The sequence below is a fragment of the Desulfospira joergensenii DSM 10085 genome (assembly GCF_000420085.1).
Lineage (GTDB): Bacteria > Desulfobacterota > Desulfobacteria > Desulfobacterales > Desulfobacteraceae > Desulfospira > Desulfospira joergensenii.
The window spans coordinates 1,157,156-1,180,497 of record NZ_ATUG01000002.1 but is presented as its reverse complement, the minus strand read 5'-3'; the positions used below and the strand labels follow the sequence as shown (position 1 = coordinate 1,180,497).

Annotated in this window: 23 protein-coding genes; 7 read left to right on the top strand and 16 right to left on the bottom strand. The window is 51.7% G+C overall.

Annotated features, from left to right (window positions below; translation table 11 throughout):
• Nucleotides 1-17: 17 nt before the first annotated feature.
• Nucleotides 18-500, bottom strand: coding sequence for a zinc ribbon domain-containing protein (locus tag F608_RS0117830; protein WP_022667021.1), 483 nt, complete (start codon nucleotides 498-500; stop codon nucleotides 18-20).
• A gap of 236 nt (nucleotides 501-736) precedes the next feature.
• On the opposite strand from F608_RS0117830, the gene F608_RS0117825 reads away from it, so the two are divergent.
• The 3 genes from F608_RS0117825 (at nucleotide 737) to F608_RS0117815 (ending at nucleotide 3,488) form a co-directional block, all read left to right on the top strand.
• Complete coding sequence (locus F608_RS0117825) at nucleotides 737-2,266, top strand: sigma-54 interaction domain-containing protein (protein WP_022667020.1); 1,530 nt, start codon at nucleotides 737-739, stop codon at nucleotides 2,264-2,266.
• Nucleotides 2,267-2,574: 308 nt separating this feature from the next.
• On the top strand, nucleotides 2,575-2,940 hold the full coding sequence (locus F608_RS0117820; protein ID WP_027362870.1) for a CGGC domain-containing protein: 366 nt from the start codon (nucleotides 2,575-2,577) through the stop codon (nucleotides 2,938-2,940).
• 44 nt (nucleotides 2,941-2,984) lie between these two features.
• Entirely contained in the window at nucleotides 2,985-3,488 is a 504-nt protein-coding gene (locus tag F608_RS0117815) for a PocR ligand-binding domain-containing protein (protein ID WP_022667018.1), read from the top strand.
• Between the two features lie 52 nt (nucleotides 3,489-3,540).
• Here F608_RS0117815 and F608_RS32475 read toward each other — a convergent pair whose 3' ends face one another.
• The 10 genes from F608_RS32475 to prmA form a co-directional block, all read right to left on the bottom strand.
• Nucleotides 3,541-4,380, bottom strand: a complete 840-nt coding sequence (locus F608_RS32475) for a P-loop NTPase (RefSeq protein WP_022667017.1) — start codon at nucleotides 4,378-4,380, stop codon at nucleotides 3,541-3,543.
• 283 nt (nucleotides 4,381-4,663) lie between these two features.
• A complete protein-coding gene (locus F608_RS0117800; protein ID WP_022667015.1) occupies nucleotides 4,664-5,083 on the bottom strand; it encodes a hypothetical protein in 420 nt (139 codons plus the stop codon).
• 39 nt (nucleotides 5,084-5,122) lie between these two features.
• Nucleotides 5,123-5,386, bottom strand: coding sequence for a hypothetical protein (locus F608_RS0117795; RefSeq protein ID WP_022667014.1), 264 nt, complete (start codon nucleotides 5,384-5,386; stop codon nucleotides 5,123-5,125).
• 255 nt (nucleotides 5,387-5,641) lie between these two features.
• The gene (locus tag F608_RS0117790) at nucleotides 5,642-6,355 is read right to left on the bottom strand and encodes an ABC-type transport auxiliary lipoprotein family protein (protein ID WP_022667013.1); all 714 of its coding nucleotides are present in this window, start codon (nucleotides 6,353-6,355) and stop codon (nucleotides 5,642-5,644) included.
• Nucleotides 6,352-7,446 (bottom strand): MlaD family protein, encoded by a 1,095-nt coding sequence (locus tag F608_RS0117785; RefSeq protein WP_022667012.1) that lies wholly within the window; start codon nucleotides 7,444-7,446, stop codon nucleotides 6,352-6,354. Before F608_RS0117785 ends, F608_RS0117790 begins: the two co-directional genes overlap by 4 nt.
• Complete coding sequence (locus F608_RS0117780; protein ID WP_022667011.1) at nucleotides 7,443-8,207, bottom strand: ABC transporter ATP-binding protein; 765 nt, start codon at nucleotides 8,205-8,207, stop codon at nucleotides 7,443-7,445. The genes F608_RS0117785 and F608_RS0117780 overlap by 4 nt, the downstream gene beginning before the upstream one ends.
• On the bottom strand, nucleotides 8,204-9,337 hold the full coding sequence (locus F608_RS0117775; RefSeq protein WP_022667010.1) for an MlaE family lipid ABC transporter permease subunit: 1,134 nt from the start codon (nucleotides 9,335-9,337) through the stop codon (nucleotides 8,204-8,206). Before F608_RS0117775 ends, F608_RS0117780 begins: the two co-directional genes overlap by 4 nt.
• A gap of 96 nt (nucleotides 9,338-9,433) precedes the next feature.
• Nucleotides 9,434-12,730, bottom strand: coding sequence for a PAS domain S-box protein (locus F608_RS35025; RefSeq protein ID WP_022667009.1), 3,297 nt, complete (start codon nucleotides 12,728-12,730; stop codon nucleotides 9,434-9,436).
• Entirely contained in the window at nucleotides 12,730-13,974 is a 1,245-nt protein-coding gene (locus tag F608_RS0117765; protein WP_022667008.1) for an ABC transporter substrate-binding protein, read from the bottom strand. The genes F608_RS35025 and F608_RS0117765 overlap by 1 nt, the downstream gene beginning before the upstream one ends.
• A gap of 301 nt (nucleotides 13,975-14,275) precedes the next feature.
• The gene (gene prmA / locus F608_RS0117760; protein ID WP_022667007.1) at nucleotides 14,276-15,205 is read right to left on the bottom strand and encodes a 50S ribosomal protein L11 methyltransferase; all 930 of its coding nucleotides are present in this window, start codon (nucleotides 15,203-15,205) and stop codon (nucleotides 14,276-14,278) included.
• 122 nt (nucleotides 15,206-15,327) lie between these two features.
• On the opposite strand from prmA, the gene F608_RS0117755 reads away from it, so the two are divergent.
• The 4 genes from F608_RS0117755 (at nucleotide 15,328) to F608_RS32465 (ending at nucleotide 18,677) form a co-directional block, all read left to right on the top strand.
• Nucleotides 15,328-16,188 (top strand): 50S ribosomal protein L11 methyltransferase, encoded by an 861-nt coding sequence (locus tag F608_RS0117755; protein ID WP_022667006.1) that lies wholly within the window; start codon nucleotides 15,328-15,330, stop codon nucleotides 16,186-16,188.
• A 96-nt stretch (nucleotides 16,189-16,284) separates the two neighbouring features.
• Nucleotides 16,285-16,920: a flavodoxin family protein gene (locus F608_RS0117750; RefSeq protein ID WP_022667005.1), complete on the top strand. Its 636-nt coding sequence runs from the start codon at nucleotides 16,285-16,287 to the stop codon at nucleotides 16,918-16,920.
• A 55-nt stretch (nucleotides 16,921-16,975) separates the two neighbouring features.
• A complete protein-coding gene (locus tag F608_RS0117745) occupies nucleotides 16,976-17,884 on the top strand; it encodes a homocysteine S-methyltransferase family protein (RefSeq protein WP_022667004.1) in 909 nt (302 codons plus the stop codon).
• 103 nt (nucleotides 17,885-17,987) lie between these two features.
• Nucleotides 17,988-18,677, top strand: coding sequence for an MgtC/SapB family protein (locus F608_RS32465; protein ID WP_022667003.1), 690 nt, complete (start codon nucleotides 17,988-17,990; stop codon nucleotides 18,675-18,677).
• A 168-nt stretch (nucleotides 18,678-18,845) separates the two neighbouring features.
• Here F608_RS32465 and F608_RS0117735 read toward each other — a convergent pair whose 3' ends face one another.
• The 5 genes from F608_RS0117735 to F608_RS0117715 form a co-directional block, all read right to left on the bottom strand.
• The gene (locus tag F608_RS0117735) at nucleotides 18,846-19,673 is read right to left on the bottom strand and encodes a VWA domain-containing protein (protein WP_027362868.1); all 828 of its coding nucleotides are present in this window, start codon (nucleotides 19,671-19,673) and stop codon (nucleotides 18,846-18,848) included.
• Nucleotides 19,674-19,693: 20 nt separating this feature from the next.
• Nucleotides 19,694-20,884, bottom strand: a complete 1,191-nt coding sequence (locus tag F608_RS32460) for a magnesium chelatase ATPase subunit I (protein ID WP_208599542.1) — start codon at nucleotides 20,882-20,884, stop codon at nucleotides 19,694-19,696.
• 176 nt (nucleotides 20,885-21,060) lie between these two features.
• Complete coding sequence (locus F608_RS0117725; protein WP_022667001.1) at nucleotides 21,061-21,243, bottom strand: hypothetical protein; 183 nt, start codon at nucleotides 21,241-21,243, stop codon at nucleotides 21,061-21,063.
• A gap of 67 nt (nucleotides 21,244-21,310) precedes the next feature.
• Nucleotides 21,311-22,927, bottom strand: a complete 1,617-nt coding sequence (locus tag F608_RS0117720) for an anaerobic carbon-monoxide dehydrogenase catalytic subunit (RefSeq protein WP_022667000.1) — start codon at nucleotides 22,925-22,927, stop codon at nucleotides 21,311-21,313.
• A gap of 9 nt (nucleotides 22,928-22,936) precedes the next feature.
• Nucleotides 22,937-23,212, bottom strand: a complete 276-nt coding sequence (locus tag F608_RS0117715; RefSeq protein WP_022666999.1) for a hypothetical protein — start codon at nucleotides 23,210-23,212, stop codon at nucleotides 22,937-22,939.
• Nucleotides 23,213-23,342 lie beyond the last annotated feature (130 nt).

Below are 23,342 nucleotides of genomic sequence, written 5' to 3'. Positions count from 1 at the left end.
TGCTGCGGTCCTGCAGGTCACATGTATAGTTTATTGAAGAAGAGATAGGGTCCCAGGTTATCCTGGTGATTCTTGGAGACAAATTCAGCGGTCAGGTATCTACCGCTGCGGGCAAGGACCATAACTTCCTTTTGCACGATGGACTGTTTGGGATCGTCCAGGACAAATTCGAGCATGAGGCTGAGACCGGGAGGAAGTTTCCGGTCGGTATTGGTTTTCAGGGTGATACCGTTGGAATTGAGCTTTTTTATGGTCATCTTTCCTGAACACCGGGTCTTCCCCTTTGCCAGGAAGGTTCCGGCCAGACGGATGTCCTGATCCGGCCCTGATCTTTTTTCAATGACGGCCCTCTGGGTATGCCCGCAGGAACACCGGCATTTGATCCGGGTAAGGGATTTGACCTGCTTGTATTCGGAAAGTTGAAGGATTTTCTTATTCCCGCATTTGGGGCAGGTGATCAATGCAGTATCAAGGCTGTCTATCAATATTTTCTGTTCCATGTCAAACTCCTCGCTCCGGGAACCAATGGTTACGGGCATCCTTTGGAAACGGCCCGGTGTGATGATATTAAATCAGTTTTTGTGCCAAGGAGATTTTAGACACATATATTATTGAAATTAAAAGATATATTATCTGATAATCCCCGGGGTAAAAAACCGGCTTGATTGTTTTATTTAATATGTGCTATTTTTATTTGATATAAATAGCCATATATCATTATAAAAGGGAGGCGTTCATGGGTGTACAAGAGTTGGATCTGTTTAAAGAACTGGACCCCCGGGAGCTCCAGAAAAAATTTTTAAACTCCCTTTTACAGATCCAGAACGTAAGAAGGGGATCCATATGGGTGAAGAAAAAGGACTCCTATGTCTGCGTGGAGGCGGCAGGAGATGAAAGCGAGAACATCCTTGGCGTCCATCTGGATTCGGATCATCCCAGCATCGTGGGATGGGTGATCAAAAACAAAAAAATGGCCATTGCCGAAACAAAGTCTGACCAGCGCCACTTCCGGGAGGTGGAAGAGGACTTTGCCGTCAAAAGCAGTATGATCCTCTGCTTCCCCTTAATTTTCCGGGAGGATCAGGTATTCGGCGCCGTTCAGATCATTGACACCACTCCGGCCAAAAGCCAGCTTAATCTGGACAAGGACTACCTTTCCACCTTGCAGAACCTGGTGGATATCTGCTCCATCGCCCTGAGCAACGCCCTTCTCTTTTCCGAGGAAAAAAACAGGACCCGCCACCTGACATCGGCCCTGTCCAGGATAGAAAAAAACAACGCCATTGTCGGCCAGAGCTCCGGGTTTCAGGCAAGCATGGACCTGGTCAAAAGCTATGCAGGCACGGATTTTCACGTCCTGATCACCGGGGAAAGCGGTACGGGCAAGGAACTGGCGGCAGAACAGATCCACAGGCTCAGCAGCCGCAGGGACAAGCCCTTTCTGGTCCAGAACTGCTCGGCCATTCCCGAAACCCTTCTGGAGAGCGAATTGTTCGGATATAGAAAAGGGGCCTTTACCGGGGCGGCCAAGGACAAGGCCGGCCTGTTCGAAGCCGCTGACGGGGGCACGGTTTTTCTGGATGAAATCGGGGACATGCCCATGAGCACCCAGGCCAGCCTGCTCAGGGTCCTTCAGAAAAACGAGGTCAAACCCCTGGGGGATACCCGGGTAAGGTATGTGGACATCCGGATTGTGGCCGCCACCAACAAGGATATCAAAAAGATGATTTCTGAGAACAATTTCCGCCAGGACCTGTTCTACCGCCTCTCGGTTCTTCCGGTCCATCTGCCCTCCTTGCGGGAAAGGCGGGAGGATATCCCCCTGCTGGCCAAATATTTTCTCGAAAAGGAGTCGGCCAAGGCCGGTATCCCGGAAAAGAAAATCCTGTCCGGCGCCATGCAGCACCTAGTGGCCTATGACTGGCCAGGAAATATCCGGGAACTGGAAAACCTGATCCGCTACCTCATGGTCATCACCCCGTCGGACGCCATAGAGACCATGACCATTCCCCCCAATATCCGGGGGGAGAACCCGGATACGGACGAGGCCAACCCCGGAGAGGGCCTGTCAGAGGACCAGAATGAATTCACCCGGGACCTGAGCACCCTGACCTGGCCGGGACTTGAGCGGGCCTACGTGGATGCCCTTTTGAAAAAACACAATTGGAACGTCACCTGGGCGGCCAGGGCCTCGGGGGTCAACCGGTCCACCTTTGCCTCAAGGATGAGGAAACTGGGCGTCCGCAGGGATGATCTGACCGGATAGCATTAAGACTTCAGGAAGCGGAAGACAGCTTCAGCCCAGAGAGCCTCGGAGCTGGAACCTTTCTGATGTTTGCAAGACCGGGTTTTACGAAACCGGAGATCAGAAGGGTCGCATCCATGCAATCGTCAAGGTCCTGGTATTGAAAAATTTTATGAGATCCAGCCCGGGACCGGATCCCGGTCTATGCTTTAATATATTGAAATTATAGCCTTATTTTTTTAAGAGCCCTCCTTTCCTCCCCTGGCATGCCCATTGCAGTTTATCTGCCCCGGGCGGTTTGCGAAAATAATCTTAAGATGGAGGAGAAAATGGAAAAAGTCCTGATTGTCGGCTGTAAAAAAGCCATGGATGATGTGTGCATCGGATGCAGCCGGTGCCTGGTGGGATTTAACCGCAAAGAAGGCGAGTTCAATCTCTATAAAGGCCAGGATGCGGAAGTGATCGGACTTCTGAACTGCGGGGATTGTCCGGGAGCTACCATTGTCACCCGCCTGGCCCAGGTGAATCTGTGGAACAAACCCATGGAGGAAAAAGTCACTAAGATCCACATTGGACCGTGCATCACGGATCATTGTCCCTATAAAGAGGCGATTATCGGTAAAATCAAGGCCAAATCAGGGGTAGATGTGATCGAGGGAGCCCATCCCTATAAACCGGAAAATATTTTTGCCTGACCCTTGAAAATGAATCTATATTTTGAAACGGAGGTTGACTGGTTATGAATCTGACGGATATTGCCCCCCTTGAAACCTGGGCGGAGCTGGAAGAAAAAGCCTGGGAAAAATTTAATCTGCAGAGTTCCGTATTTAACAAAAAAGGGATCCGGATCACGGATACCAAGAACTGGTCCAACAGGATCTGCCCCAAGATAAAATCAACGGACAAGGGCCAGAGCTTTATCTGTGCCACGGCCCATATGAACCTGGCCGGCCAGGCCGAAAAGACGAAATCCCCTGTGATCGAGGAATGCGATGCCGGTCTTTTGAAAATTGTGGTCCCTATTTTCGCAGGGACCGAATTCCTGGGGGTGGCCGGCGGATGCGGACTCTTGCCCGAAGAGGGTGAGGTGGATTCCTTTGCCGTGAATAAAATCACGGATATCGATGAAGCCAGTGTGAAGGCGTTATCCGGCGATATCCCTGAAATGACGGACAAAGAGGCCCGGGATGCAGCGGCGTTTTTCAGTGAAAAAATCCGCCTCATTGTTGACGGGCAAGGATAAACTAGGGCTCTCCGGGGATTGGGGGAAAAGCAGAAAGCTTCCCCCCGGCAGACTATTCCCGTTTATTCAAAAGCCGGCCCATTTTATCCGTAATCCTTTTAAATGCCCCTGTGACACCGGATTTTGGATATCTGTCTTGAAAGGAAATGCCTGCGTCGCCGCAGGCCACCACAGCAGGATCCATGGGGATTTTTCCTAGAAAGGGGATCCCTGCCTCAATCGCTGTTCTTTGCCCTCCCCCGGTCCCGAAAGGGTCAAGGACACGACCGCAGCAAGGACAGGCAAATCCGCTCATATTCTCCACCAGTCCGAAGATCTCCATGTCCACCTCCCGGCAGAACCGGATTGATTTTCTCACATCGGCCAGGGCAACCTCCTGGGGAGTGGTCACGATAATTGCCCGGGCATCCTGGATGAGATTGGCGATGGTCAGGGGTTCGTCACCGGTGCCCGGAGGGGAATCAATGATGAGAAAGTCAAGGGGACCCCAGTCCACATCACCGATAAACTGCCGGATGGCCGTGTGCTTGACCGGCCCCCTCCAGATAATGGCCGTATCCTTGTCCGGCATCAAAGATTCTATGGATACGGCGCTCAGGTTGGGGGAATAGGAAACAGGCTCCATCTTCTTATTCCCGTTGATGCGGATCATTTCCCTGAGCCCCAGCATCCTTGGGATATCCGGCCCATGGATGTCGATGTCCATGAGCCCGACTTTATATCCTTTATTGGCAAGGGCCACGGCAAGGTTGGCCGAGACACTGGATTTACCCACACCTCCTTTTCCGCTCATGACGATGAAGCTATGTTTGATCTTTTCCAGGACCCGGGCATCAGGGGCCGGCCGGGGCGGCCGCTCCATGATACGGGTTCCTTTTCCTCTCTTTTCCATGATCTGCCTCCAAATTCATCTTTCTGCCCGGATGCGGGCAAATACGTCCCGGATAACCGGGCTTCTGCTGAAAAGATACGGCAAAGATCGTGCCGATCACGAAAAACCCAAGGATAAAAGAGTATTATATTAATAATTTCAATAAGTTAAAACCCCAAAGCCAGACAGAGCATGGCCATTCACAAAAAAGAGTAACGCAGAAGAGCGACTCTGAATCCCGGCCGGGTTGCAGGTTTTGGGTTGTGAAAATCATGCCCGGGTCTTTATGCCGGGCATGACCATATCAGGAAGGAATACCGCAGGTTTCATGGGCCATGGACCCGATGATACCGACGGCTCCCTTGAGATCCTCCAGATCTTCTTCCGTGGGGCTGGTTCTGTGGTATTTTTCAATGGAGCAGATGGACTGGATGTTCTCATACTGAAGGATCCGGGATTTCAAACGGCCGTCAAGACGGGCAACGGTTTCAAGGCCTGAGATAAGATCTGTATAGGTATGGTTCTCCGGCATGACATCATAAAAATCCATGATGGCCATGATATACCCTTCCAGGGACATGGAGAGCAGATTGTATCTGAGGTCAGGACCGAACCGGCTTTTTTCCCCCTTAGGGGTTGCCGCGCTGAGATACTGGTCTCCGTTCTTCAGCCATTTCTGCCAGTTTAAATCATTTTTCCAGGGCACCTTTTCTTGGATTTCCATATATTTTCTCTCCTTTTTTACGTCTCCGGCAGTCAGGGATCAGGAGGTCACCGGTTTAAGGCTCAGGTTCAGCAGATCCCACCAGATTTTAAATTCTTTGATCTGATCGGCCACTACCTCTTCCTGGCATTTGAACAGCTGGTTGTAAAAAGCTTCTTCAAAATCATGGTCTGAGAATATCAGACCTTTATCGATTAAGATGGCGTCCAGTTCAGATGAGCTGGACGCATGGTTCAACTGCTTTCTCAGCTCATTGTCTTCAAGTCCCTGGCGAATAAACATGAGGGCATTTCCAATGGTCATGGGAATCCTTTTCCTAGATTCAATTCATAAACAGCCGTTTCCCGGCAAACCTGCTATAGTGAGAATGCAAGAGTAATGCCTGTTAGATCTATTGGGGTCCGGCCATGGAGAGTCAAAGGCGGAAGCCTTTAACAAAAGGCTTTTTCAAATTTTATCCCTAAGGGGTTGTCAGAAGATGGCAGCCATCAAATAACATTTTTGTGGAATCAGAAACATTTTTGTTTTATTTTCCCGGAATCGGGAGGACCAACCGATTCACCATGAAAAGATCTTTGAAAGATCCCCCGGGCCTAAGCAAAGGGTTGAACGTGGAAAGTCCGGAGGATTTCCATGCGGGCTCCCCTGAACTTTTAACGCCTCAAGGGATGCACACTCCCGGTAAAAATCCGACAATATCCGTCCCAGACATTGGTTCCATGCCTCTACAAAATTAACGGCTTCAATTGTCTTCACGGGGATTTGGGCCGGATAGGTACGGATGACCACCGGGGCAAAACCTGCTTTGGTTTGTCTTTCCAGGGTGAGCCCCAGGACCATGACGCCTTTGGGGGCATTCGGATCCCGGATATCGGCGTAAAGCTCAACCACCTTGCCCCGGAGCCTGTATTGGACATCCAGGGAGTCGCCGGGCTGGACCGCCTTGAAAAGCCTGGATGCGTAAAGGTCTTCCCGGACGGAATGGGTGATCATCTCTGCCGGGGAAACCATGAACCTATTGTAGAAATCCACCTTGTACTGGTCCCTGGATACCCGGAAGACAAAGGAATCCGATTCAAATTCAGGAGAGATGTCAAAGGGAGAAACCAGGAGGTCCGCTCCCTGCTCCGGCTGTCCGGCTGTCCACGGGCCCGATGTGATGCGGAACAGATTCTGAAGGGGAAATTCGGATTTGATGCCGGAGCAGCCGATGAAAAAGAGAAGGCTGACAAAGACGAATAATTTTATGCTTTTTGATCCTGGATCCATCATCGGCTTTCCTTAAGGTTTTCCGGGGCGATTTTTTTAGGTGGTTTTTCCAGAAGCAGGCGCCCGGGATATTGTCTGATTTCAATGCTGAGCTGCTTGAGGTTTTCCGAGGTCCGTTCAAAATTATCAATGGTCTTGTTGATGGTATCCGTATTCAGCCAGATCATGGTTTCCAGCATCTTCGCGGTTTTGTTCACGGACAGCATCAAGGCATCCAGATCCTTTCCCATGGTTTCCAGTTTTCCTGACATGCTTTTTTCAAAACCGGTTGTCAGGCTCTTTGCATTTCCGGCGGCGGTCCTGAAATCCTGTAAGGCACCGTCAATGGGTTTTTTGGCCTGGTCCAGGATGGTGTTCATGTTTGAAAAAGAATGATCCGCATTCTCAATGATCCGGTTGAACTTATCCGAATCCAGGGTTTGGGATATCTTTTGGCTGGTCTGCCTGAGCTCGCCTAGAAGCCCCTCCATCTGAGCTGAAATTTCAGCGGTATCGATTTCTTCGGCTTTTTTGTTCAGGGTATGGAGCAGGGTTTCTATCTGGGCGGTCATGCCGCTGACATTGATCTGGGACAGGTTTTCCAGGATTCCGTTCAATGCGCTTTCCAGGCGTTTTATTCTGCTTTTCCGGGAGGGGATATAAAGATTTTTCGGTTTCCAGGAGATATCAAGCTCTTCCGTGTCTCCGGGAAAATAGTTGGTCTCCAGGTAGGCCGCCCCGGTAAGGCCCTTAAAGGCCAGGTTGATTTTCAGGCCCTGGGAAATGGCGGCATGGATTCTCTCCTCATTGGTTTTCCCGGTCTGGCCCACGTAGCACTCTTCAAAAATGGAAAAGGTAACCAGCACGTAATTGGACTGGACATGGTAGATCCGTGCCGGGGTGGTAATGGTTTTTACCGCACCGATTTTCACCCCCTGGTACTTTACCTCCGAACCGATATCCAGGCCCTGGACCGATTCATCAAAGCAGGTTTCGGCCATGAGTTCCTTTTTAAGGAACTTCCCGGCTCCAAACACGATGAGGAATCCGGCAAAGAGGATGAATGAAAGGATCACGAACAGGCCGAGCTTGAAAAAATTGGCGTTCTGGTTCATGGATGGACTGCCTCTGGAGGATGGCGGTTAAAAAAATTGTACACATAGGGATTGGAGGGGTCTGCCTTCAGGACCCCGGGATTCCCCCTGGCAATGATGCCTTTGGCTTCCTTTTCCAGCATGATGACCTGATCGGCAATGGCTAAAATGCTTTCCAGCTCATGGGTGACAATGACAAAGGTGATTTTCAGATTTGAGGCAAGGTCCATGATCAGACGATCCAGGCCGGCCGAGGTCAGGGGATCCAGGCCGGCCGAGGGCTCGTCCAGGAAAAGGATGGAAGGATCCAGGGCCATGGCCCGGGCAATGGCCGCCCTTTTTTTCATTCCCCCGCTGAGCTGGTCGGGCATGAGTTCCGCCCCGTGGCCCAGATCCACCAGATCCAGCTTGATCCGGGCAACAGTCTCCATGGCCTCCCGGGGAAGCCGGGTATACTCTTTTAAGGGGAGCATGATATTTTCAAGTACACTCATGGAGCCGAATAAGGCTCCGTTCTGGAAGGCCACCCCGATTTTCCGGAGCAGCCGGTTTTTCTTGTCCCCGGCAGCCGAGACCATGTCCTGGCCGTTGATAAGGACCCGGCCTGAAATGGGGGGAACCAGCCCGATCATATGCTTGAGCAGGGTGGATTTGCCGCAGCCCGATCCTCCCAGGATCACGAATATCCGGCCCGACTGAACCTCAAAGTTCAGGTTTTTCATTATGGGGATGCCCCCGTAACCGGCATCCAGGTTTTCGACTTTTATGGCTGTTTCTTTCATATCCCTAAAGAATAATAGACCACGGAAAAGATGCCGTCAAATACGGCAATGAGAATAATGGAGGAGACAACGGCCCGGGTGGTGGCCTCCCCCACGGCAGAGGCCCCCTGGCCGGTCTGATATCCCCGGATGCAGCCGGTGGCCGCGATGAGAATACCGAATACAAAACACTTGACAATGCCTCCGACAAAATCCTGCCAGGTGACGAATCCGGCCACCTGGTTGTAATAGGTGACAAAGGGATAATCAAAAGAGAGGATAACCACGGCGCCTCCTAGAATACCCACAAGATTGGCAAATAAGGTGAGCAGGGGCGTGACCAGGGTGGAGGCGATGACCCTGGGCAGGATGAGAAAGCGAACCGGCTCCAGCCCCATGATGGTCAGGGCGTCGATCTCCTCGTTGATCTTCATGGTTCCGATCTCGGCGGCAAAGGCCGAGGCGGACCGTCCGGCCAGGACGATGGCTGTCATAAGCGGCCCCAGTTCCCGGACCATGGCGATGCCGATGAGATTGGCCACATAGATCTCGGCCCCGAACATCTTCATGGGAATGGCAGCCTGGAAGGCCATGACCAGGCCCACGATAAAGCTGATCAGAGCCACGATGGGCAGGGCATCCACCCCGGACCGTTCCGCCACCCTTAAAGTGTCTGCCCAGCGGATCTGCCCCGGGTGCCTGAGACTGGAAATGAGGGCCCAGAAGATCTCTCCTGTAAAGGTGATAAAGGAGCCTGCATCCTGGAGAAACTCCGCCAGTTTTTCCCCTCTTTTTTCGATAAAGGACAGGGTTGCGCGGCCGCCGGATTCGGAGGAACGCCCCTCCCTCTTCTCTGCAAGATCCAGAACCGGAGAGAATTCAGGAGCCGGTTTCCGGAGAAGAAACTCTGTATTTCCCTTTTTTTCCGCCGCCGACCTGAGGCGGGAGATCAGAACAGCCCCGGCCGTGTCAAGGTAGTCCACCTTTTCAAGGTCAAGGATAATGCAGTTGCCCGGCGCCGTCTCAACGGTCCGGATCGCATTTTTCCAGATCCCGGCGCTCCCTTGGGCATCCAGCCTGCCTGTCAGGGCAAGGATAAAAGAGTCATCCTTTTGAACAGTCTTAAAATTCGGTAAAGTTTCGGGTTCCATTGATCAGGAGATTAACCATATCCGGGACAGGGAATCAATTAAAATCAGGAAATTCTCCTGAAAAACAGGGTTCGGAAGGCATGTTTTCGGTCACAATCAATGCCCCTGCCGGTTCTCCGGATGCATGGGAAGACAGATCATGAATTTAGAACCCTTGCCCGGCCTCGATTCCACGGTCATCTCACCATTGTGGTTTTCGGTGATGATGAAGTAGGAGACGCTCAGCCCCAGGCCGGTGCCCAATCCGGGCTGTTTGGTGGTGAAAAATGGATCAAAGACATGTTTGCGGGTGGTCTCATCCATGCCGGGCCCGTTGTCTTCGATTTCCATACAGGCCATGCCGCTGTCAATATCTGCATAGGTCCTGAGGATAAAACAGGGATCCTGTATCCTGGATGCCTGCATGGCCTGGGCCCCGTTGATGAGGATGTTGAGCAGCACCTGCTGAATCTTGCTTTCCCGGCAGGGTATGGCCGGCATATCACCGGCGTATTCCTTAACGATCCTGATATGCTTGAAGTCGTATTCCTTTTTCATATCGTAATCCGTAGCTGCCAGTTCTATGGTTTTATCGAGAACGGCGTTCAGATGACAGGGCATTATTTTTGTGTCTTCTTTTCGGGCAAAGCTGAGCATATTCTCCACGATATCCGCCACCCGCCTGCCTGAAGCGGTGATGGCGTCGAGCATGCGGGGGATATCCCTGATTTTCATGTACAGTTCCACGGCTTCCAGGGGGATGCCGGCCGTCTCAGCTGCTTTCTGGTTGGCCGGGATGTGGTCACCGGTCCCCAGCCGCCTGGCCAAGACCGAGGCGGTCTGCAGCATACCGGCCAGGGGATTGTTGATTTCATGGGCCATTCCAGCGGCCAGCCCTCCCACGGTGAGCATCTTCTCACTCTGGATCATCATCTCTTCCATGCGCACCTTTTCCGTCACGTCATCCACCCGGATTACGGCGCCGTCCACTCCACTGGAGACCAGAGGAAAGATGGTGATATCCTCAAAACGGGTTTCCTGGTCCGTTTTAAGCGGGATTTTGTGAGAACGGATCACCCGGCGTTCCCGGATGGAAGTTCTTATTCGCTCCATTTCCTCTGCCAGACGGGGAAATACCTTGACCAGAGGCTGGTCAAGGGCCTGTTCAAAACTCAGTCCGGTGGTCTGCTCCGTCCGGTTGTTCCACTGGGTGACCCTGCCCTCCTGATTCACCGCCACAAGCACCGAGGGCATGGAGTTGATGATGTTGGAAAGGTAGTTCTGCAATTGCCGCAGTTCTTTTTCCGCCTGTTTGCGTTCCGTGATGTCCTGGATAAAGACGATGGAGTACTGCTGGCCTTCGTATTCCAGAAGAGTCCCGTATACCTCCACCGGGATCGGGGAACCGTCTTTCCTGAGATGCTCTCTTTCCAATAAATGGAACCCCCTTTCCTTCAAATCATGCCACAACGGATCCCATTCTTCACGGGTAACTGCAGGATCAATGTCAAAGACGGACAGGTTCTTCATTTCCTCTTTGGTATAGCCCAAAAGCTGGGCCGCTTTCTGATTTGTTTCCAGAATCCGTGCATCCGGAGCCATCCGGTGGATGGCGATATTGGCATTATCCAGGCTGAACCGGGCGATCCTGAGGGACTCTTCGGCCTTTTTGCGCTCCGTGATATCCTGGACAAAGGCCACACGGAATTCCTGGTTTTCGAACTTCATCAGGTTTTCTATGACCTGGATTGGAATGATTTTTCCATCTTTGTTTTGATGAAAGGCCTCTGTGGTTTTAATCCCGGCTTCATTCAGCACTTTGGTAGTTTCGGCCCAATGCTCCATTGTGTATCCGGGAGCAAAATCAAAGACTTTCATGCGGCACAGTTCTTCCCGGGAAAAGCCAAGGGTTTCGCAGCCCTTTTCATTTACATCAAGAACTTCTCCCATGGGCCCCATCCGCCAGATGCCGAGGGGGGCCTTATTAAAAATAAACTGGGAAATCCGCATGGAGGATTCCATCTCCTTCCGGTTGGTGATATCCATCAGAAGCCCGTTGGACACAATGGAGTCTCCTTCCCTGCGGGGGGCTGAATTTCCGGAAAACCAGATTTCTTCCCCATTGGGTTTGATGAAGCGGCCCTCATAGTTCCATGGACTGACCTGGTCAATGGATTCCCGTATGGAATGGAGATACTGTTCCTTTTCTTCTTGGGGAATCCGGTCGCTGAATTGATGAAAGACCCTTTCTGTATCCGGCTCCAGACCAAAGAGTTCACTTATTTTTGTACTGACGAATTCAATAGTATAGTCATGGTCTTTGCTGCTTTTAAACTGGAACACCACCCCGGGGACATTGTCTGTAACCGCCTTGATCATTTTTTCGCTGCTCCGGTAATTTTCCCGGCTTTCCTCTAGATCCCGGACAATCCGGATGATATCTCTGGCCAGCAGGGCGCCCAATGAAACCAGTCCGCATAAAATGACGACCAGCAAGGCCCAGTTCAAATTCCGGTTGAGTCTGCCGGTGCGGGATATGTCCGACAGAATCTCGGCTGAAAAAGCCGAGCAGTCATCAACCAGTCTGCTTCCCGCAGCTGCCAGGTTCCGGTTGATTCTATCCAGCTCGGTAAAGGTTTTTACAATCTCCTGCTCATATTGAACCAGATCCGCCAGTTTCTGCTTGAGGGAATTGATGACCCGGTCGATTTCCGGTTCACTTCCCATCAATATATTGAGATAGTTGAGCTGGGTTTTGTGCTGTTCCATTGCTCCGGTGATCTGTTCTTTTTTCTGCCGGTATCCGGCAAGATCCCAGTCCAGCAGGAGTTCCGTCAGTATGAGCTGCTGTTGAATGTGAAGGGCCATGAGATCATAGGCCGTCTCTTTGATCCGGATTTTAAAGGGATCAAATGCTTTGCCCTGGTATATGGACACCCCCTCTTCCTTTCGATAGGGGGTGATGATCCGGTCTTTGACTTCCATGGAAAAGGATAAGCCGATTCGTTGAAACTTATTTTTTTCACGGTTCAGCAAAAGGGCCGGATAATGAATCTGGTTCAGGAGATAATGATATTCCGTGATCCTTTTATTGATATTTCCGAGCTTTTGTTTCCATACTTTGTTGGCCGGGGAGGCATCTATCACGTTGACTTGAAGGGATGAGATGTTTCGGGTGATCTTTTGCCAGAGATCCAGATCCCCGGTCTGGATAAAATTCTTACTCATCAGGCGGATGTTCTCCGCTTTCCCGGGCAGCTGCTGAATCCGGTAGAGGAGGTTCTGATTGTTCCGGCTTTTTGTTGAAAAATAGAGGTTAAGAAGGGAACTCAACAGACAGGCGCACACACCCAGGACGACGATGGATATTACCTTTTTATTGATGTTCCTATTCTGCCCGATGGGGATCCGCATTATTGATCTTCCTTGCCGGAACGGTATTCCGCCCTCTTGGCGATAACCTCTTTTTCGGAAAGCCAGGTCTTGGCGGCCGGGATCTCGATTACCGATTCAATGACGGCCAGCGGACAATCGGGAACATAGGTCAGACGGCCGAAAAAAGTGGGGCAGTTCATCTGGCCGTCAACGGCCCGGATGAAACTGTCCCCCCGGAGGCCGGTAAAGGACAAGCCTTTGAGCGCCCCGGCCACGGCGGATGGCTCGACGGATCCGGCTTTTTCTGCGGCCTTGTGCCATGCAAGCAGGGAATCGTAGCAACAGATTGAAAAATCAAGGGGATAGATCTGATACTGCTTGAAAAATTTTTGAATCAAGTCCCGGGTACCGGGATATTTTTTTGATAGATAATCCAGAGGCCCCCGGGAAATCTTCCAGATCCCTTCGGGTAGAATCCGATCGGATTCATCCGCAACAATGGAGAACCAGCCAAAGGCCGCCGTTTTTTTGAATAGATCAACAGCCTTGGCCTGCCTGAGAAAATGCCTCAAATCCTCCCCCCAGGTGGCAACCACCAGGGCTTCAGGCCGGCTGGCAATCACCTTTTGGATGGCCTCTTTATAATCCCGGGCACCCAATGGATGCCAGACCTCGGCTGCCCATGTTATGGGCGATCCGATGGTTTCAAAGTACTGCTTGAAAAATCCCATGACATCCCTTCCCCAGATATAGTCCGGCCCGAGCCAGGCATAGCGCTTCCAGGGCATTAAGGATGCAAAGATGCTGAACCCTAAGGATTCCATGCGGGAGTTGGGCTCAAAAAGAAATACATAGGAATGCCCCTTTTCAACCACAATGGACTGGGCATTGCCGATGGATACCAGGTAGGGGATTTCTAGTTCTTCACATGCGGCTGAGGCCTGCAACACACAGAGACTGGATGCCCCGCCGAAAACGGCGACAACATTTTCTTCGTTAACCAGGTCAGCCGTATGCCGGTAATGGAGTGCGGGATCATTGGCACCGTCCCGGTGAATCATTTGGATCGGCCTGCCCAGAAGGCCTCCCCGGGCATTGAATTCTGTTAGGGCGAACTGCGCAATTTTAAATGCATTTTCAGTATAAGGCTTGGATACAGAGGTGAAATCTCCGACAAAGCCGATCTTGACCGGCTCGGCTTCGCCTCCGGCCATGGGAGGCATGAAGAGAAATCCAGAGACAACAGATAAAAAGATTCTCCAAAATAAGGCAAATGATTTCAAGATTTTTCCTCCTGTTCGGGTTAAAGGCCCTTATCCGCCAAGGGTCGGAGGGTGGATCCGGGGCCGGGAGACCCTTTCAAAACGGAACGATTCGTACCGCTGTCAAGCATGGTTTCCGAGCAAGGCTTGCCTGGTATGGCCGGCATATGAATTCACGGCGATACATTTTTGGGGTTGAGAATGATTTATTATGTGAAATGTAGATGGAAAACAGCGTTTTTGTCAAGGAAAGTAAAAAATTATCAGAAGCGGGAAGTGCCGCCGGAAAGTGTCCCAACAGGGTGCCAGATCCTGAAGAAGATCAAGGCGACAGTTCCGGGAAGGCAGCCGTCAGGGTAACCCATTCGTCCATGCGGTCCTCATGGATCGTCTCCAGCCCGTGTTTTTCAAGGGCGTCAAGGACATCGGGCAGTCTCTCCCGGATAATGCCGGACAGGATAAGCCGGGTTTTGTGGTGCATGCATCTTTTAAGGTCTCCCATGATATCCACCAGGACCTGGGCAATGATATTGGCCCCGATGAGATCAAAGGGAACAGTGTCCAGCCGGTCCAGGGTGCAGCATTTGAGTCCGTACAGATCCGGCCGGATATTGTTTTTTTTAAGATTTTCTCCGCAGATCCGGACGGCAGTCTCGTCGGTGTCGATCCCCGTCATCTTTTCCGCCCCGAGCCCGGCAGCGGCGATCATCAAAATGCCCGACCCGGTGCCCACATCCAGGAAGCTGTTCCCCGGCCGGATGAACCTCTCAATCTGCCGAAGACACATGGCTGTGGTGGGATGGGTGCCCGTGCCAAAGGCCATGCCCGGATCCAGGTGGATGACGATTTCACCGGGTTCAGGGTCATAGGGTTTCCAGTCCGGCCGGATCACAATCCGCTTGCTGATGCGGGTGACGTTGAAGTACTGCTTCCAGGCGTCGGCCCACTCTTTTTCATCCACAATTTCCACTTGGATCCGGGTCTGAATATCAAGGCAGGACAATTTTTCTGCCTGCTCTTTGATTTTTCCAAGGATAATATCTGAAGAGTCCATGTCAGGCAGATACCCGGTAATGGAGTTTTGCTCCGGCTCCGGCAGGGTATGGGTGCCGAATCCCTCGTCGGGTTCCTCCAGGGGGACCTGGCAGACAACCCCCTTGAGGTTGAAGGAAAAAAAGATATTGCAGATCAGCTCTTCCGCCAGGAAAAGATCCAATGATGTAAAATCGATTTGAACTTTTCTGAATTTCATATTTCTTCAACACCCTTGTTTGGTTCAATCATCCGGACCGCTTGAATTTATCCTGGGAAAAGATTATTTTGCACATTCGTATGAATGTCAAACTTTATTTAAAAACCCCGGGAGCGCAGTCAATGGAAACGTCCCCTGTACCGGAACCGGCCCAGACTTTGGAAAATCCCTATCAACGCCTGGTCATATACAATTTTGAAGGGATACCGGCCCTGGACCGGGAAATTGAAAGGGATCCCCTTTTCCTGGGCATGTGGGTGGAGGAAGAGACTTCTTTTCTATTTTTCAAAGACCGGGCGGATGCCTCTATCCACCGGATTCAGGCCCGAAATCCGGGCATGGCTCTGGCGGAAACCTATGAGATGTCCTGTGAAGAATGGCACGGCGGCCCCATTGAGCCCTATTTCGTGGAGAGCCTCTGCATTGCCCCGCCCTGGAACCGGCCGGAGCTTCCGGCCGAAGAGAGAATCCGGGAGATTCTCCTGGATCCCGGTGTGGTCTTTGGAACGGGCCGCCACCAGACCACCGAAGACTGCCTGGATCTCATCCACCGGCTGTTCACCCGAAAAAAAATCTCCTCCATGCTCGATATCGGCACGGGAACCGGCCTGCTCTCCCTGGGAGCGGCCGCCCTTGGCAGCCCCAGAGTCCTGGCCTGCGACTTCAACCTTTTGGCCGTGAAGACCTGCCTTGCCAATATCCGGCTCAACCGCTTCCAGGACCGGATCCTTGCCTTCCAGGCCCGGGGGGAACAGGTCATGGATCTTGAGTCGGATCTTCTGGTGGCCAATATCCACTATGATATCATGAAAATCCTGATCCAGACTCCGGGATTTCTTGAAAAAAGATACTTTATCCTGTCCGGACTCTTAAACTCCGAGGCCAAAAAAATCCTGGCGGATCTTGATCCAATGCCGGTCCGTATCGTGGAACGGCGCTGCCCGGACGGAATCTGGAACACCATTCTCGGGGAAAGAGCCTGAACTTGTTTTCCGGAAAGGATTGATTATCTTAGAAAGAATATTTTTTATCCAAGACCGGTTGCCCATGATACAACTCATAAAAAAAGGAGCTTAAAAATGAAAGTTGTCGGATTCAACGGCAGTGCCAGGAAAAATGGAAATACCGCCTGTTCTTTAAACACGGTTTTCGCCGAACTGGAAAAAGCAGGGATTGAGACGGAGATGATCCATGTCGGCAAAGAAAAGATCCGGGGATGCATTGCCTGTCACGGCTGTGTCAAAAATCAGAATCAAGCCTGTTCCTTTGAAGATGATCCCGTGAATGAATGGATCCGGAAGATGAAACAGGCCGACGGGATTCTGCTCGGATCTCCGGTCCACTTTTCAGGCGTGGCCGGTACAATGAAATCCTTTCTTGACCGTGCCTTTTTCGTGGCCACGGTGAACGGAGGCCTGTACCGCCACAAAGTCGGCGCTGCCGTCGCTGCGGTCAGGCGGTCCGGAGGAATCTCCACGGTGGATACCCTGAACCATTACATCAGCTACTCAGAGATGATCATGCCCTCTTCAAACTACTGGAATGTGGCCTATGGCCTTCATCCCGGAGAAATGGAACAGGACGGGGAAGGGAAACAGATCATGGAGATTCTGGGCAGAAACATGGCCTGGATCATGAAGGTTATCGGCCACGGGAAAGAGGCGTTTCCAGCCCCTGAGCCGGCTGCCAAAATCATGACCAATTTTATCCGGTGATATGGAATCCATGCTCTGCCGGATCTTTGGTTCGGCAGGGCAGAAGGAGTCAACAATGACGACAGGAGAAATTACCCTTCTGGACGGTGGGATGGGAAGGGAACTGAAAAAACGGGGTGCCCCGTTCAAACAGCCGGAGTGGTCTGCACAGGCAATGATGGCCGCCCCCGAGATCGTCAAGGAGGTCCATAAGGCATTTATTGCCAGCGGCGCCTCGGTGATAACCACCAATAGTTACGCCCTGGTCCCTTTTCATCTAGGCGAAAAAAGGTTTAAAGATCAGGGAAGGAATCTGGCAAGATCTGCGGGAAAAACGGCGCGTGCAGCCGTCAGTGAAACCCGGCCCGGCATCCGTGTTGCCGGTTCCATTCCCCCCTTGTTCGGGTCCTATCGCGCCGATCTGTTTCAACCGGATCGAGTCATTGAAATAGCACGCCCTTTGATTGAAGGCCTCAACCCGCATGCAGACCTATGGCTCTGTGAAACCCAGAGTCTAATTGATGAACCCCTCCGGATCAAGTCATTGATTGAGAGCCTGGACATGGAAAACAGACCGTTCTGGGTTTCTTTCACCCTGGAAGATTCACGATTGCACAATGAACCCATATTACGTTCCGGTGAATCTGTTGTCGATGCGGTCGAAGCAATGGTCGATGCCAAGGTTGATGCTATTTTATTTAATTGCTGCCAGCCGGAGGTCATCGGCCCCTCCCTTAAGACAACCCGGGATCTATTGGCATCCCTGGATGCCAAAAACATCGAAATCGGCGCCTATGCCAATGCTTTTCCGCCCCAACCCAAAGATGCAACCGCAAACGAGGGGCTGAATGAATTACGTACCGATCTGACCCCATCATCCTATCTGGACTGGACCCGCCAATGGATTCAAGAAGGAGCGACTTTGATTGGAGGCTGCTGTGGGATCGGCCCCGAGCACATCGCAGAACTGTCTAAAAAACTGTGAATTTCAGGCATAATTCAGGGGACGATATCCATAGCGGTTTTCATAATATCCGGTATAATACCAATTTTTAGACTATACTCTTATTAAATCTGGAGGTTTTTTTTTGGCATTGATCCAAGACGCAGTAAGCAATGATGGAGTTTTCGTAGTAAGACTATTGATGGCAATGGTGCTGGGGGGCCTTGTGGGCCTGGAGCGTCAAACCAGAGGACGGGAAGCCGGCTTGCGGACAAATATCCTGGTTTGTATTGGCTCCGCAGCAATCATCGTCGCTTTTCAAAAACTTTCATTGGAATTTAACGTGGGTGCTGAATCCGCAATTCGAATGGATCCGGCCCGTGCTGCTGCGGGCGTGATTACCGGAATTGGTTTTCTCGGTGCCGGGACAATCGTTAAAAGCAAAAATTTCGTTCGGGGGCTGACAACTGCCGCCTCTATCTGGGTTGTTTCCGCGATCGGGGTGACGGTTGGACTTGGTGAATATGTTATTTCCGTTGTTCTTACTCTGCTGGTCCTTTTGTCCCTGTACCTTCTTCATCTGCTCCCGATTAAGGGCGACTGCTATTTTTCATTGCAGTTGGAATGGACCGGTGATCTTGGCCTTCTTGGTGAAATATCTGATCAGCTTGCCCAGGAGGGGATGCAAATTAAAAACCGCAGCCTCGTTCATGAGCCGAGGACAAAAACCTGGAAAGTGACACTTGCCCTTCAGACCCGTGGGAACGAACAGAGCACCACAATGATAGATCGATTTCAAGGGGACGAGCGTTTCGAAAGAGTAAGCTGGAACTAGTTTTGGAGCGGGCCATTGGGGGAATGTCCTGGCAGATTGCTGAAAACAGGCCTGTTAAAACGGCAGATCTGGCTGTTGATTGTAAATTGAACACCTGTTTCGTGCAGCCCAATGGAAAAACAACTCAACTGACCTCTGATGACCTCTGATTTTTCCGACCAGGATCATTTAGGTCCTGTGGTTGTGACCCGGTCCCATTTTAACCGCTTCGACAACAGATTTTGCATGGGAACGGCTGATATGATGGTATGCTCCTCCCAAAGCCTCTGAAAGTAAAAGCATGTCCCTGGATTTTTCCATGGGCGGCTTGGTGTCAACGACAATGGAATGGATCTTGTCCCGGCCGATGCGCCCAGCAATCAGAAAAAGCTCATCCATCACTTCCAAAAGTCCGCGGCTGGAGTCATGGGGGACATTTGCCTCTCCGTCGGAAATCACCACGAGCAATGGCTGGATTCCCGGGTCTTTCAACCGCTCGTTTTTCACCATCTGCCAGGCTTTCATCAATCCGTCGGCAAAGGGAGTGGCACCGCCTGTTGGCAGGGCTTTCAGACGTTCCCTGGCCAGAGCGAGGCTCGATGTCGGCCTTAGAATTACCTGGGCGGATTTTTCCCTGAACGCAACCATGCCCACCCGGTGCCGTTTTTTGCCTGCCTTTGCGATCAGGGCAAGGGCTGCGCCCTTGGCCGCCCTCATCCGGACAAAGGTCCCCTCCCCCATGGAATCGGAGGAATCGACCAGAAAAACAATTAAAGTTCGTCCCGGGCGTTTAAATACTTTTTTGCGAAGGTCAGGAGATTCTATGGGGGTATTGCCGGTTATTCCGTCCTGGGCGTTTCGGATAAGAGCCGCCCGCAAGGTTGCGTCAAAGGCAAGATGAAAGCCTCTTTCTTGGGCTTTGACCGGAGCGCTTTTGACGTACCTGCCCGATTTTGCGGCCATCAGGCCTTTTGTCTGTTTTCCTAGGGAATCACAATGGATATCAATGGATTCCATCTCGATATCCTGGACGCAGATTAACTCATCGGCTTCAAAAACAGTTTTTTTTTCTCCTCAAAAAAGGAAAAGAGCATGTCCACGTTGGACGCGGCAGTTGCACCCGGGGTCTGCATGGAGATATCGTCCCAGTCATCTGAATCCTCCGTGGCAAAGGAAGGGGTCTCGGCGGTTTTGCCGTCCATGACTTTAGAAAGGACCTCCTCGAGTTTTTCCCGGAGCATTTCCGGGGTGGCCAGATGAAGATCGGTCATGCGATGGGGCAGGACAAATCGGGCGGCTTCAATGATATGCTCTTTTTCCACCACCTGTTTTTCAAGCATGGAAGCCAGCGCCTTTGCTGTTTTTATCATCGCCACATCGGCCCTGTGGCCGTGGGCCGCCACTTCCATGGAAAGGCGGACAGCCAGGTCAAGCATTTCATCCGGCACTTGGATCCCATCAAAAGAGCCCTTGGACTGAAGGATCAAACCAGAGAGAACCTTTTCCGATCCAGAAAATTTTTCCGAAAATAATTTTGGATCCCGGTCAAAAGAGATCCGGTTTTGCACGACCTGCCGGCGCAGCCCCACATCCTCCAGCCCCCTGACCGTGAGGCTCAGGCCGAACCGGTCCAGTAACTGGGGCCGCAAATCCCCCTCTTCAGGATTCATGGTTCCCACCAGGATGAATTTTGCCGGATGGCTGTGGGATATTCCCTCCCTTTCCACTATATTGATGCCGGATGCGGCGGAATCGAGTAAAATATCGACCAGGTGATCATCCAGAAGGTTGACTTCATCGACATACAGAATCCCCCGGTTGGCTGCGGCAAGCAATCCCGGCTCAAACCTCCGCTCTCCTGTTTTCAGGGTATGCTCCACATGCAGGGTTCCCACGACACGGTCTTCCGTGGCGCTCAAAGGCAGTTCAACCACCGGCATTGTGTACTCGTCGGTTTCCAGATTTTCCCCCTTGGAGATTCTTTCCAAACAGGTTTTGCACAAGCTTGCAGGATCATCGGGTGAGCAGTGATACGGACAATCCCGGACCGCTTTGATTTCCGGCAAAATCCGGGCCAGGGCCCTTACGGCCGTGGATTTTCCCGTACCTTTATCTCCGGCAATCAATACGCCGCCGATGCCCGGATCCACGGCATTCAGCAGCAGCGCCGTTTTCATCCTTTCCTGGCCGATGATTGCGGAAAAGGGATAGATATGCTGTTTCATCATTTAGATCTTATCTTTCTATTTTTTCTATTTCTGCCCTGGGCTCAATGGCCGGAACCTCTTTTCAATTTATCAAGTATGCTCCGTTCTCCTGACCTTTACCATGAGAAATTCGCTGATATCACAATGGAATTATCCTGTCAAATTGGATCCGGACATGACTTGACTGTCCCACAAGTTTATTTTTTCCCCCAACGAAGCAGCAGGGGGCGGCCCACCATGGCCACAAGCACGATAATTTCGAAAAAGACCAGAGCAATGACATTGGTGTTCCAGAGACGGAAGATGAGGGCAACGGTGGCGATACGGGTCAACAGCAGGGAGAAAAACAGAACAATGAGCAAAGTGATAATGGGAATCATAATGCTTTCTTCCAGGGCAGCCGGGCCAAGTCAACACTGTCCTTTTGTTTTGACGGGAATCGGATTTTCATCGTTCCCGGTCTGCTGCCAGGATACCATACCGGTTTCCGAGCATCTCCAATATCCCTGGAGTGATTCCTTCGGGCAGGGCAGGACCCAGGCAGATCTCTTTCAGGCCCAGGGAAAAGAGGGCCATGACCACACCCATGGATTTTTGCCCGGGCCAGGAAAAGAAGAGACTGACGGGAAGGGAGGAGGCAGGTGCGCCGAGGAGATCGGAAAGGGTACGGATCACCCGGACAACCTGTCTCGGGTCCCGGCATTGTCCGATCATTTTTGTCAGGGACGTGTCTGGAAAAAGATCGGAATCATGAAAAGAAACTCCAATATCCCTGCAGGTGATAAAAACGGCCATGGCATCTTCGGGTATCCGGGGCAGCCATTTACCATCTGTCTGCCATGGGTTTGTCCGGCTGCATTCCGCCACCAGGAAAATTCTGCGTATATCTCCCTTTTTCATTTTACTGGAAATATGGTCTGCCTGGGCAGTGAAGGGTTTTAAATCATTTCCCACCTCAGCTTTGCCTTGGTCCTCCTCTTTTAAAAATCCCTCCATGGCCAGGGCATGGTCGATCACCCGGCTGAATTTCCGGTTCATAATATGAAAGACTCCGGGCCGGGCCAGGGGGCCGGAGGTAAACAGGTTGGAGATTTTTCCGGTTATGTTGGGTACAGGGCCTCCGCCCGTTAGAAGCACGGCCCCGGGAAACCGGAAAAAATCCTCCATGGGGCTGGATTCTCCGGGTTCATAGTGCCCGGCCAGTTCTCTGAACTGTCTGAACCTGGGATACTGGTGGGCCTCCAGCATCTCTCCGTAGGTATATATGTGGACGCCTCGTCCCTTTGCCTGACGGAGAAGGGCTTCCAGGTCCCGGAAATTATGGCCTGCCACCAGAATTGCCCTTCCCTTTCGGGCTCCCAGGGGGACCCTGACGCTAAAAGGCTGGCCATAGTGCCGGATGCAGGCTTGATCCAGGAGCCCCATGATTTTGGCTGCTGAACAGCCGCAGGCTTCTGCCCGGGCAGTCCAGTCGTCAGGGTCCGGATCATTCCGGTGAATGGCGGCCAGTCCGTTCTGAAGGGAGGTAAAGACCGATTCATTCTCCACTCCCAGAAGATGGGCATGGGCTGCATAGGCGGCCAGTCCACGGATACCGGAGAGCAGGAGATACCCGAGGGAATTGGTGTCCCGGCTTTGGGAAGGTAGGGAATGGGGCAGAATCTGGTCTGCCTGGGAAAGAAGACCGGGAATGGTGGTGGCCGGTTCAAAATCTGCCGGCCCTTTAGGAAGTCTCACCTCGCCGGCCATGGAATGAACCTGTTCCCTGAGCCGGTCCCGGATGACCACGGCCTGCTGGATCAACTCAATGATCTGATAGGGATCAATGAGCCATTCACTGCTTGTCGCGGTCGCGGCCCTTGCCGTAAACACACCGGCAGATGCAGGGAGACCTTTTTTCTGCCCTGCCCTTACCAGCTGGCTCAGCCCGATCAGGCTGTAAGTCAAAAGATCTTGAAGCGTCTCTGTCAGGTGCTGACGGGACCAGGGGTAGGCATTTGGGCCGGCCTCTTTTTCGTCTGTTTTTTTTTTCATCTGGCGGTAAAACATGATTCCCAGACTCATTTTTTTCGGTTAATGGAAATAGGCCAGGCTCTGCCTGAAGGATTCGTCTATATGGCCAACCAGTTCCTCAACCCGGCTTTTCATATCAATCCATTCTTCTTTGTTTTCACTCTGCCGGAGTTCATTAAATTTGGTGTTAAGACCCTGGTGCAAGATTTTTATTTCATCCAGTTTGGATCGGGACAGGTCCTGCTGATCCGCTTGGTTAGACAGCTCTGCAATCTTTTTTTCCCATTTATTGAGCCAATCTTTCAATTTGTTTTCATATTTCTTCCTATTATCCATAAAACCTCCTCATGTATGCGCCTCCGGTTTTACCGGCAACGCCTGTGATTCATTTTTAATGACCGGGAAACCCGGTCAGCGGGTCTGATCTCGGACCGGCTCAAATTTTCCGTATCATTTACCTGATCAC

Excerpts from the sequence above, each read along its gene's own strand:
- F608_RS0117830 (WP_022667021.1), bottom strand. The coding sequence starts at position 500 with ATGGAACAGAAAATATTGATAGACAGCCTTGATACTGCATTGATCACC.
- F608_RS0117825 (WP_022667020.1), top strand. The coding sequence starts at position 737 with ATGGGTGTACAAGAGTTGGATCTGTTTAAAGAACTGGACCCCCGGGAG.
- F608_RS0117820 (WP_027362870.1), top strand. The coding sequence starts at position 2,575 with ATGGAAAAAGTCCTGATTGTCGGCTGTAAAAAAGCCATGGATGATGTG.
- F608_RS0117815 (WP_022667018.1), top strand. The coding sequence starts at position 2,985 with ATGAATCTGACGGATATTGCCCCCCTTGAAACCTGGGCGGAGCTGGAA.
- F608_RS32475 (WP_022667017.1), bottom strand. The coding sequence starts at position 4,380 with ATGGAAAAGAGAGGAAAAGGAACCCGTATCATGGAGCGGCCGCCCCGG.
- F608_RS0117800 (WP_022667015.1), bottom strand. The coding sequence starts at position 5,083 with ATGGAAATCCAAGAAAAGGTGCCCTGGAAAAATGATTTAAACTGGCAG.
- F608_RS0117795 (WP_022667014.1), bottom strand. The coding sequence starts at position 5,386 with ATGACCATTGGAAATGCCCTCATGTTTATTCGCCAGGGACTTGAAGAC.
- F608_RS0117790 (WP_022667013.1), bottom strand. The coding sequence starts at position 6,355 with ATGATGGATCCAGGATCAAAAAGCATAAAATTATTCGTCTTTGTCAGC.
- F608_RS0117785 (WP_022667012.1), bottom strand. The coding sequence starts at position 7,446 with ATGAACCAGAACGCCAATTTTTTCAAGCTCGGCCTGTTCGTGATCCTT.
- F608_RS0117780 (WP_022667011.1), bottom strand. The coding sequence starts at position 8,207 with ATGAAAGAAACAGCCATAAAAGTCGAAAACCTGGATGCCGGTTACGGG.
- F608_RS0117775 (WP_022667010.1), bottom strand. The coding sequence starts at position 9,337 with ATGGAACCCGAAACTTTACCGAATTTTAAGACTGTTCAAAAGGATGAC.
- F608_RS35025 (WP_022667009.1), bottom strand. The coding sequence starts at position 12,730 with ATGCGGATCCCCATCGGGCAGAATAGGAACATCAATAAAAAGGTAATA.
- prmA (WP_022667007.1), bottom strand. The coding sequence starts at position 15,205 with ATGAAATTCAGAAAAGTTCAAATCGATTTTACATCATTGGATCTTTTC.
- F608_RS0117755 (WP_022667006.1), top strand. The coding sequence starts at position 15,328 with ATGGAAACGTCCCCTGTACCGGAACCGGCCCAGACTTTGGAAAATCCC.
- F608_RS0117750 (WP_022667005.1), top strand. The coding sequence starts at position 16,285 with ATGAAAGTTGTCGGATTCAACGGCAGTGCCAGGAAAAATGGAAATACC.
- F608_RS0117745 (WP_022667004.1), top strand. The coding sequence starts at position 16,976 with ATGACGACAGGAGAAATTACCCTTCTGGACGGTGGGATGGGAAGGGAA.
- F608_RS0117735 (WP_027362868.1), bottom strand. The coding sequence starts at position 19,673 with ATGGAATCCATTGATATCCATTGTGATTCCCTAGGAAAACAGACAAAA.
- F608_RS32460 (WP_208599542.1), bottom strand. The coding sequence starts at position 20,884 with ATGATGAAACAGCATATCTATCCCTTTTCCGCAATCATCGGCCAGGAA.
- F608_RS0117725 (WP_022667001.1), bottom strand. The coding sequence starts at position 21,243 with ATGATTCCCATTATCACTTTGCTCATTGTTCTGTTTTTCTCCCTGCTG.
- F608_RS0117720 (WP_022667000.1), bottom strand. The coding sequence starts at position 22,927 with ATGAGTCTGGGAATCATGTTTTACCGCCAGATGAAAAAAAAAACAGAC.
- F608_RS0117715 (WP_022666999.1), bottom strand. The coding sequence starts at position 23,212 with ATGGATAATAGGAAGAAATATGAAAACAAATTGAAAGATTGGCTCAAT.